Origin of the sequence: Campylobacter troglodytis (assembly GCF_006864425.1) — a bacterium.
In the GTDB taxonomy this organism is placed as follows: domain Bacteria; phylum Campylobacterota; class Campylobacteria; order Campylobacterales; family Campylobacteraceae; genus Campylobacter_D; species Campylobacter_D troglodytis.
This window is the reverse complement of record NZ_QHLI01000076.1, coordinates 1-7,875: the sequence shown is the minus strand read 5'-3', so window position 1 is coordinate 7,875 and position 7,875 is coordinate 1. Positions and strand designations below refer to the sequence as shown.

Below are 7,875 nucleotides of genomic sequence, written 5' to 3'. Positions count from 1 at the left end.
AGGAAATAGAAATTTTATGCTTCATTTAAAAGAAACCGAATTTAGATCTAATGCCAAAATTAAGCAACAAGATTTGTATAAAATCTTGCTAAAAATGATAAAGCAAAATCCGCTTAAGTTGGATTGAGCCTTTATTTTTACTTGATGCGGTGGTAATGTGTGTGCCAGCCCTACATCCTTTGACTTTTGAGCTTTCACAAAATTGCGGAAGGGTTTTAAAAATCACAAAAGGATAAAGAATAAGGAATTCAAAATATTTAAATTCAAGCCTCGCTATTTAAGATCTCTTCCATTAGCTTGAAATACCTCACACTTTGCTCCTCCATAGACTTAAAGCTTCTTATGACCTCTTCGATTTCTTCTTTGTTATTTAGCTTTTCAAGTGCTTCTTGGGCTAGTTTATGCACCAAGGCATGGGTATTTCTTAACTCATTATACAAAGGAGCTTTACTGTATCTTTTTCCACCCTCATCAAGCCATTTTGTAAAAGAACAGTCCGTTTTAAGCTCATTTTCTTCAACCTGCAAGGCTATCTTATAAGCATCATCTTTAAAGATTATATGATTAACCATAAATAAATTCCCAGTGATTGAAGATGAGATCCTAGAAAGCTGGGTATCCATAAGATGAGTGTTTTGACTAAGCTCATTTAGCATAGAGGAAAAATTATACACCCTATCATTTGCATCCCTTACCTTAAGGGCTATGTCTTCTGAGTTTGAGCTTACTTGGGAGCTATTTTCTTGCAAGACAGAGATATTTGTTCTTATCTCATCTGTTGCCTTTTGGGTTCTTTCAGCTAATTTTCTAACCTCATCAGCTACCACAGCAAAGCCCCGGCCATGCTCACCGGCTCTGGCTGCTTCTATGGCTGCATTTAGTGCCAAAAGATTTGTTTGCTCACTTATGTCGTTGATTAGACCTACGATAGACTTTATGTCCTCGCTTTGTCTTGCCAGATTATCACAAGCACTGTTATTTGACTGTATAAGCATAGAAAGTTGCTCAAAGGCTGCTAGAACCTCTTGCATCTGGCTTTGATGGGTGGTGGATTCTTTTGAGGTGGTATTCATTTGATCTGCGATTTGGCTTAGTCTTGTGATGGAGACGTTTAGATTTTTTTGAAGGTGAAGTAACTGGGACTTGTTATCATCCGTGTCAAGAAGCTGCACCCTTTCAGATAAAATTTTATTGTCATAAACAGCGTCAAGGGATTTGTTTATCTGGGTGCAGATCTTTGCTAGGCTTGGATAAAAGCCCTCTGTGAAGATCTTTCTTTTGATGTCTGATTCATTTGCAAAGGCAAAGGTGGTGTTTACCTCTATGGAAAAGGCTTGAATTTGATCTATTAGTTTATTTACTCCCCTTGCTATGTCATCTATCTTGTGCTTACCTAAATTTATGGCTCTTGCGTTGAAATCACCCTTGTTTAAAAGCTGCAAGAAATCAAGCAGATCCTCAATCCTCCCATCCAAGCCCTTAAGCCTTTTGTTAAGGGCGTAGCAAAACACTAGCGAGGCTATCAAAGCTAGGACAAGAACGGCTATAAGAATTAGCATAAAATTCTCCTATTTGCTTAATAAAACGCAATTATAGCATTTTATTATCTTAGAAAAGAAAACAAGACACAAAAAATCTTTTTTTAACTAGCCTTTTTATGAGTAATTCTTTCAAGCAAAGATCCATAGCATTGTTCTTTAGTTTGTAAACAAAACATAGCCTCGGTAAAGGTGGTATGCAAAGAATCAAAAAATTCCTTTACATAGCTAAGCCCAGCATCAAGTCCCTTTTCTTCTATCTCTTTAAGCTTTGGGTAAAGCTCTTTTGCAAAGGCTAGTCCTTCTTCGCTTGGCTTTCTTCTAACCGAGGTATAGGTTAGCAAGTTTCCAACTGGTGAATAGCTAGCACTCACATTTGCAAAGACCCAGTAGAAGGACCCATCCTTTGCCATATTTTTAACATAGGCATTTACTTCTTGTCCTGATTTTAGGGTATCCCAAAGATACTTAAAGATGGTTCTTGGCATATCAGGGTGTCTCACTAAGGAGTGAGGCTTACCTAGAAGTTCTTTTTCTGTATAGCCTGAGATGGCTATAAACTCATCGTTGCAATATAAGATCTTACCGCTGGTATCTGTCTTTGAAACCAAAAAATCCCCAACCTTTCTTTCTACATTTGTTGGTGTTGGCATGATGTCTCCTTTTTGAAAAATAATTAGTATAGATTTGCATTAAATCTATGAAAAGATTGTAAAACAGTTTAGTTGCTATTTGGTAAATGAAAAGTAAAAAATTTAAATTAAATTACCAAATTTTAATAAAATCACAGTCTCAAATGTCCCCCCCCCCCCCCCTTATATAAAGCCATAAAAGACAAAATTACAAGGAGTTTAAGATGATTTTTAAAAAATTAAGTTAAAATAAGTTTTTTTATATATAGCAAAAAAATAAAAATTAAGCTTTTTAAATTTTGGCTATTTTAAGCTTATTTTGGCTCAAAAAGGATTAAAATTTGTTGGCATTTTTTAGCTTTTATAATTTAAATTTAAAATTAAAGCATTTTTAAAATGAAACTATTTTAATCATTTTTCAACAAAAATAAAATAAAAGAGTTTAACACTCTTTAAAATTTAAATGAATTTAGACCTAAAATCTCCTCACTCATTTTTAAAGGGAAACAAGAGCAAGGCACTTAAAATAAGAGCAATTCCAGATCCCACAAAGAGCCAAAAATATCCCACATAGCCCAAAATATACACAAAGATCAAAGAAAACACAGCCTGTCCAAGCCCAAAGGCAAATGTAAGAGCACTCATTGAGCTTGCAAAGTATTTCTTGCCAACTAACTGCAAGGACATAGCACTGGCTAAAACCACATTTCCTATGGTGCCAAAGCCCATCAAAAAGACGCTTAGATTAAGCCAAAAGAGCTTAGCTCCAAAAAGAGTCATAAAGCAAGATAGGGCTTTTAAAAGTAAAACCACGATATGAGCGTTTCTAGCACCCATCTTAGCTCCTAAAAAGCCACTCATCAAGCTACCACATATGGCTCCTACTCCAAAAAGCGACCAAGAACTTCCTGCGATTTTTTCCTCTATATTTAACTCTCTAATCAAATAATCCACCCAAAAAAGAGTATGAGGCAAGTAGGCTATGGCATTTAGAGCATAAGAAATGAGTAAAAACCACAAAAGTGCGTTAAATTCAAGCCTTACTGAGCTTTCCTTGTTTTTGGGAGGATTTTTGTTTTTCAAGGCAAAGAGGGAAAAAAAGAAGGCAAGTAGGCTTAATGAGCCTAAAAAATACCAAGCCAAATTCATATCTTTAAGTGCTAAAAAAGGCAAAATCAATCCACTTAAAACAGTCCCACTTCCAATCCCACTAAATATAAGCCCTGCTATGTTTGTCCTATTTTTTGCTCTCACATAGGGCAAGGATAGGGGTGCTGCTAGGATTATAAGGCTTGCACTTGCTCCTCCTGCTAAAAAGCGCCAAAGCCAGGCTAGAAAAAATGGAAGCTCCAAGCTACAAGCAAAAAAGCTCAAAGCCACTACAAGTAGGCTAAATTTGGCTATTACTTCAAGGTAAAAATACCTTTGCAAGAGGCTAATGGCACTTGAACCAAAGATATAGCCTATGAGTAAGGCTATGCCTAGCTGGTAGCTTTGCTCTTCTGTAAGCTTGTTTGAAAGTATAAGCAAGGGGATAAGCACTATGTAGCCAAAGCGAGCAAGGCCGTTTGCAATGAGGGTCATAAAAAAACAAGCACTAATGCGATACATTTATCCTCCAAGTTAGAATTAAAGCTTTTTGCCAAGCTTGAATTTAAGAATTTCTTGTCCTTGAATGCCTTCTTTGTGAAGGGGCGTTAAGTCTTGTTTATCTTTGTTTGCACTAGACATATTAAAACCCTTTTTATTGTCTATTTTTATCTATACCAGGCATCTTAAAACCCTTTTCATTGTCTATTTTTATCTACACTAGACATCTTAAAACCCTTTTCATTCAAGCGAAGGGATAAATTAGGGCTTTTGCTACAACAAAATATCCCAAGCAAAAAGCGTCTTTGCTTTGTAAATTCAAGGCGACAAAAAAGCTGAAAATTTGACAAATTTAAGCAAAAATTCCACACAGTCTTACCAAGCCTTTGCAAAGCACCTCAAGTGCATCTTATACCAAGCTTTGCAAAGTATCCCTTATTTTGTCATATAGAGCTTTGCGAAGTATCTCAAAACAATAGAGCTTCTTCGCTTGTCTTAGGACAAGCCCAAAATAACAAAGTATGAGAAAATTCACCCTCTTGTCATATCAAGCCTTGCAAAACATCTCAAATACATCTCGTACGAAGATTTGTAAAGCCTCTCAAATCCTTGTAATAGTGATCTAAGTTTGTCATATCGAGCTTTGCGAAGTATCTCAAATCCTTGTCATACTGAGCGTGTGCTAAGTATCTCAAAGCACAGCTTCTTTATAAAACAAAGTTTCTCCGGTAAAACGCAAATTCTCCGGCAAAGCAACACTGATTGATAAAGTGAATTTTCTTTGGCAAACTAAGTTTCTTTATAAACAAAGATCTTTTTATTTTGGCTAAATTTGCAAAGCTTACAGCTGCTTTCTTTTGAAAACTTAAAACAAAGTTTCTCTGATAAAACTACAAGTTTATGCGATAAATTCAAGCTCTTTTGACAAAAAAGTCTTTATACGAGCATTTAAAAGCAATTTTCGTTCCTTTTTTTAAGTGCAAAAATGGACTTAAAATTTAAACAAGCCAAAAAAGTAAATTTTTTAAGCTAAAAAGGCTAGTTTTTAAAATATAAATTTAAAATTAATAAGTTTTACAAGATACTATTTAAAAGTGTTTAAGAATTTAAACTTAGTTAATTTTAAGTTTGATTTAAACTTGCTTAAATTTAATTCTAAGATAAAATTTACAAAAAATTTATACTGTTTTAAGATAGTTTAAAATAACTTTAAAACTTATTTAAAGAACTTTTTATATCTTATTTTTTGTGATTATTTTTTAGTATAAAAAATTTTTCTTTAATTCTTATAAATAGCATATTTAAAAGCTATTTGAAGTCATTTTTGTGTAAAAAAAGATCAAATTTTGTTAAAAATTTAAAGGACTTGAATTTATCTTTAAGCTAAGCTTAAAATGATAGGGATTTTTTGATTTTGTTGAGTTTTATTTTGACTTAAAATTGAAAGACAAGATTGCTTGATTAAAATTCTTAAAATTTGAAATTTAACTATAAATTTAACTAGGGCTTTTTAAAAAAGCATACTTTATTTTGTCAAAAAGCGTTAAGCTTTGTTATACTAAGCGTTGTAAAGAAGCTCGTAATTCAAAAAGAGCTTCTTCGTTTGCTATGCAAACTCAGAGCGACAAAAGCAAAAAATTGTCATTCTAGGCATTGCGAAGAATCTCAAATCTCACTTTGTCGTTCTAATCGTATACTAAGTATCTCTTTAAAATTTAGAGATTTTTCGCCTTTTTCAAAAGGCTCAAAATGACAAATAGCCGTCATTGCGAGCAAGACGAAAGCAAGCGTGGTAATCCATAAATTTAAATAAAGCCTGAATTTAGATTGCCACGCAGTTTTTTGCAAAAACTGCTCGCAATGACGAATGAAATTTTTACAAAACCCTCTCAAAATTTCGCCAAATTTACTCAAAATTTCCCCCTTTTTTCCTAAAAATTTAAAGCCTTATTTCACAGGCTTTTAAACAAACTTTACTTTTTAAAATCCCTTTTATTTAAACCTTTAAACAAATTTAAAATTTTTAAAATCTTATTTATCAGCATTTTTAAAGGTTTGAATTCAAGTTTTTCTCTGAATTTTGAAAGGTTTTTAAGGGCAAAAAATTTGAAACATTTTAAAATTCACATTTTAAAAGCACTAAAATTTCGCAAATGCTTGAATTTTCGCACCTCATTTTCAAGCAAAAATTTCAACTTCGCATAAAATCGCCCCTCGCGTTGAATTTTAGCTTCACACAAATTCGTTTTCAACCCTCAAGCTGGCCAAAATTTTTGAAAATTTAAGCTATCTTTAAGAATGTATTAAGGGGGGCATTACAATTACGCTATCCAAACTTTTCAAGGTTTGCGGAGCTTGATTTATGAAATCAATACCTCTCGCTTTGTTAATAGCAAATGAGCCTCGCCGCCTTGAAAGGCTTGGAAATTCAACTTTAAAGGAACTGAGTATAAACAAAATTGCATTGAGCTTTGTGTTTGCTGAGATTTTAGGTGCCACAGTAGCTGTGGCTGAGACAGACGGAGCTTTCTTGGGCCTGCAAGCAGGCTATGGGGCAAACAAGCTCAAAATGGAAACCGACACTGGCATCAATAGCTCTGCAACTGCCACAGGCTTTGTCTATGGCTTTTTGGGAGGCTACAAGCAGTTTTTCACGCAAAGCTTTGGGGCTAGGTATTACGGCGTGATAAATCTTGGCAATTTTAGCAAATCAACTGAAGTGGCTGGCGAGCCATTCGATGCTAAAATCAGCACTTGGAACATTACCGCTAACGCCCTTTACAACTTCGTTTCAAGCGAGAGCTTAGACTTTGGAGTGTTTTTGGGACTTAGGCTACGCAAACCACAAGGTTAAAGGCGCTGGTAATGCGATAAAGCCAAGTGGCTTTGATTTGGGCATAAATTTTGGCTTACGCACAAATATCGCCCAAAACCACGGCATAGAGCTTTACAGCCGCTTTGGTTTGATACAACAAAAGAAAAAGCAATTTTTCCCTGATAATGATGACGACTGGGCACTGACTGTGAAAAATCAACAGCCCTACGCCGTGGGACTTCGCTATACCTTTTCTTTCTAAATTCACTGAATTTAGGGACTTAAACGAGGTTTGGCTTTAGCTTTGCTTGGGCTGAATCTCGTTTAAAGCTGAATTTTAGGCGAAATTCAGAGGCTTAAATGAAATTTGGCTTGTGTTAGTTTAGTTTTTTGACCTGGCTTTGCTTTACTTGGGTTGAACTTCGTTTGGGTTTTTGAATTTGAGCCTTTGAATTTATAGCTGAATTTAGGGCTTTTCAATGCTTTGACTTTGGCTTTGAGCTAAATTCAAGGCTTACTGGCTTTGATTTTCCTTTGTGTTGAAATGAAAATTTCAAGCTTGAATGCCTTGAATTTAGCTTTTTGCTGAATTTAAGGGTTTTTAAATGTTTTAAATTTGGTTTTTGCTAAATTTAATTGTCTTTAAATTTTGTAAATTTAACTTTTAATGCTGAATTTTTAAGTTTAAATCACCTTGAATTTGGTTTGTGTGGCTAATTTTAAATATTTAAATTGCTTTGAATTTGGCCTTAATGTTGAATTTGAAACTTTTTAAATATTTAAATTTGGCTTTGTGTTGAATTTAAGGGCTTAAATCGCCCAAATTCAGCCTTTTAGAATGAGTGTAGCCAAAAATGCTATGGTAACAAGCCACAGCAAACCTACTTTTTTAAAAAAGTATCCAAATTTAAAGCCTTGAATTTGGATATTTTGCCGCAAAATTCAGCCCTTACAACCCCACAAAGTCTTTGCAAAACAAAAATTAGCAAAAACAAGATTTCAAATTAGTTTGCAATTTAAGCATTTTGTTTGAATTTTAGACGAATTCACAAGGGTAAAAACGCACTTTGTGTATAGTGGATACTTAGCACACGCTCAGTATGACAAATTCAGGCAAAGCCTGAATTTTAGTGGATTTTACTTCGTGCTACGCGTCTGCTAACACATTTTTGCTACGCAAAAACCGCTACGCCCCAGCCGCCACGCTTTGTGCTACCGCACTTCGCTCGCAATGACGGATTTTTTGTCATTTTGAGCTTTCGCAAGAAAGCGATCCAGCGGGTTAAGAGCCAAGCGTTGT

General features: G+C 34.6%; 8 protein-coding genes and 2 pseudogenes. 4 read left to right on the top strand and 6 right to left on the bottom strand.

Annotated elements, in window-relative coordinates; all coding sequences use genetic code 11:
• A pseudogene (locus DMC01_RS15430) lies at window positions 1–127 on the top strand (IS1595 family transposase); the annotation flags it as partial.
• A 136-nt stretch (window positions 128–263) separates the two neighbouring features.
• On the opposite strand, the gene DMC01_RS16855 reads toward DMC01_RS15430, so the two are convergent.
• From DMC01_RS16855 to DMC01_RS11260, 4 genes and pseudogenes are all read right to left on the bottom strand, one after another.
• Window positions 264–572 (bottom strand): CZB domain-containing protein, encoded by a 309-nt coding sequence (locus tag DMC01_RS16855; RefSeq protein WP_246059204.1) that lies wholly within the window; start codon window positions 570–572, stop codon window positions 264–266.
• 75 nt (window positions 573–647) lie between these two features.
• Window positions 648–950: pseudogene (locus DMC01_RS16850) on the bottom strand (methyl-accepting chemotaxis protein); the annotation flags it as partial.
• A 692-nt stretch (window positions 951–1,642) separates the two neighbouring features.
• On the bottom strand, window positions 1,643–2,191 hold the full coding sequence (locus DMC01_RS11265) for a PAS domain-containing protein (RefSeq protein ID WP_142694307.1): 549 nt from the start codon (window positions 2,189–2,191) through the stop codon (window positions 1,643–1,645).
• 465 nt (window positions 2,192–2,656) lie between these two features.
• On the bottom strand, window positions 2,657–3,781 hold the full coding sequence (locus DMC01_RS11260) for a YbfB/YjiJ family MFS transporter (RefSeq protein ID WP_142694306.1): 1,125 nt from the start codon (window positions 3,779–3,781) through the stop codon (window positions 2,657–2,659).
• A gap of 381 nt (window positions 3,782–4,162) precedes the next feature.
• Here DMC01_RS11260 and DMC01_RS16090 point away from each other — a divergent pair, with 381 nt between their 5' ends.
• The gene (locus tag DMC01_RS16090) at window positions 4,163–4,285 is read left to right on the top strand and encodes a hypothetical protein (protein WP_282432315.1); all 123 of its coding nucleotides are present in this window, start codon (window positions 4,163–4,165) and stop codon (window positions 4,283–4,285) included.
• Window positions 4,286–4,326: 41 nt separating this feature from the next.
• Here the strand turns inward: DMC01_RS16090 and DMC01_RS16085 are convergent, their stop codons facing one another.
• Window positions 4,327–4,455, bottom strand: coding sequence for a hypothetical protein (locus DMC01_RS16085; protein WP_282432314.1), 129 nt, complete (start codon window positions 4,453–4,455; stop codon window positions 4,327–4,329).
• A 970-nt stretch (window positions 4,456–5,425) separates the two neighbouring features.
• Window positions 5,426–5,674, bottom strand: coding sequence for a hypothetical protein (locus DMC01_RS11255; protein ID WP_142694305.1), 249 nt, complete (start codon window positions 5,672–5,674; stop codon window positions 5,426–5,428).
• 448 nt (window positions 5,675–6,122) lie between these two features.
• On the opposite strand from DMC01_RS11255, the gene DMC01_RS11250 reads away from it, so the two are divergent.
• Window positions 6,123–6,614 (top strand): outer membrane beta-barrel protein, encoded by a 492-nt coding sequence (locus DMC01_RS11250; protein WP_142694304.1) that lies wholly within the window; start codon window positions 6,123–6,125, stop codon window positions 6,612–6,614.
• A complete protein-coding gene (locus tag DMC01_RS11245; RefSeq protein WP_142694303.1) occupies window positions 6,571–6,837 on the top strand; it encodes an outer membrane beta-barrel protein in 267 nt (88 codons plus the stop codon). The genes DMC01_RS11250 and DMC01_RS11245 overlap by 44 nt, the downstream gene beginning before the upstream one ends.
• Window positions 6,838–7,875 lie beyond the last annotated feature (1,038 nt).

Bases quoted from the DNA above. Each gene is read 5' to 3' on its own strand.
- DMC01_RS16855 (WP_246059204.1), bottom strand. From the start codon at position 572: ATGGTTAATCATATAATCTTTAAAGATGATGCTTATAAGATAGCCTTG.
- DMC01_RS11265 (WP_142694307.1), bottom strand. From the start codon at position 2,191: ATGCCAACACCAACAAATGTAGAAAGAAAGGTTGGGGATTTTTTGGTT.
- DMC01_RS11260 (WP_142694306.1), bottom strand. From the start codon at position 3,781: ATGTATCGCATTAGTGCTTGTTTTTTTATGACCCTCATTGCAAACGGC.
- DMC01_RS11250 (WP_142694304.1), top strand. From the start codon at position 6,123: ATGAAATCAATACCTCTCGCTTTGTTAATAGCAAATGAGCCTCGCCGC.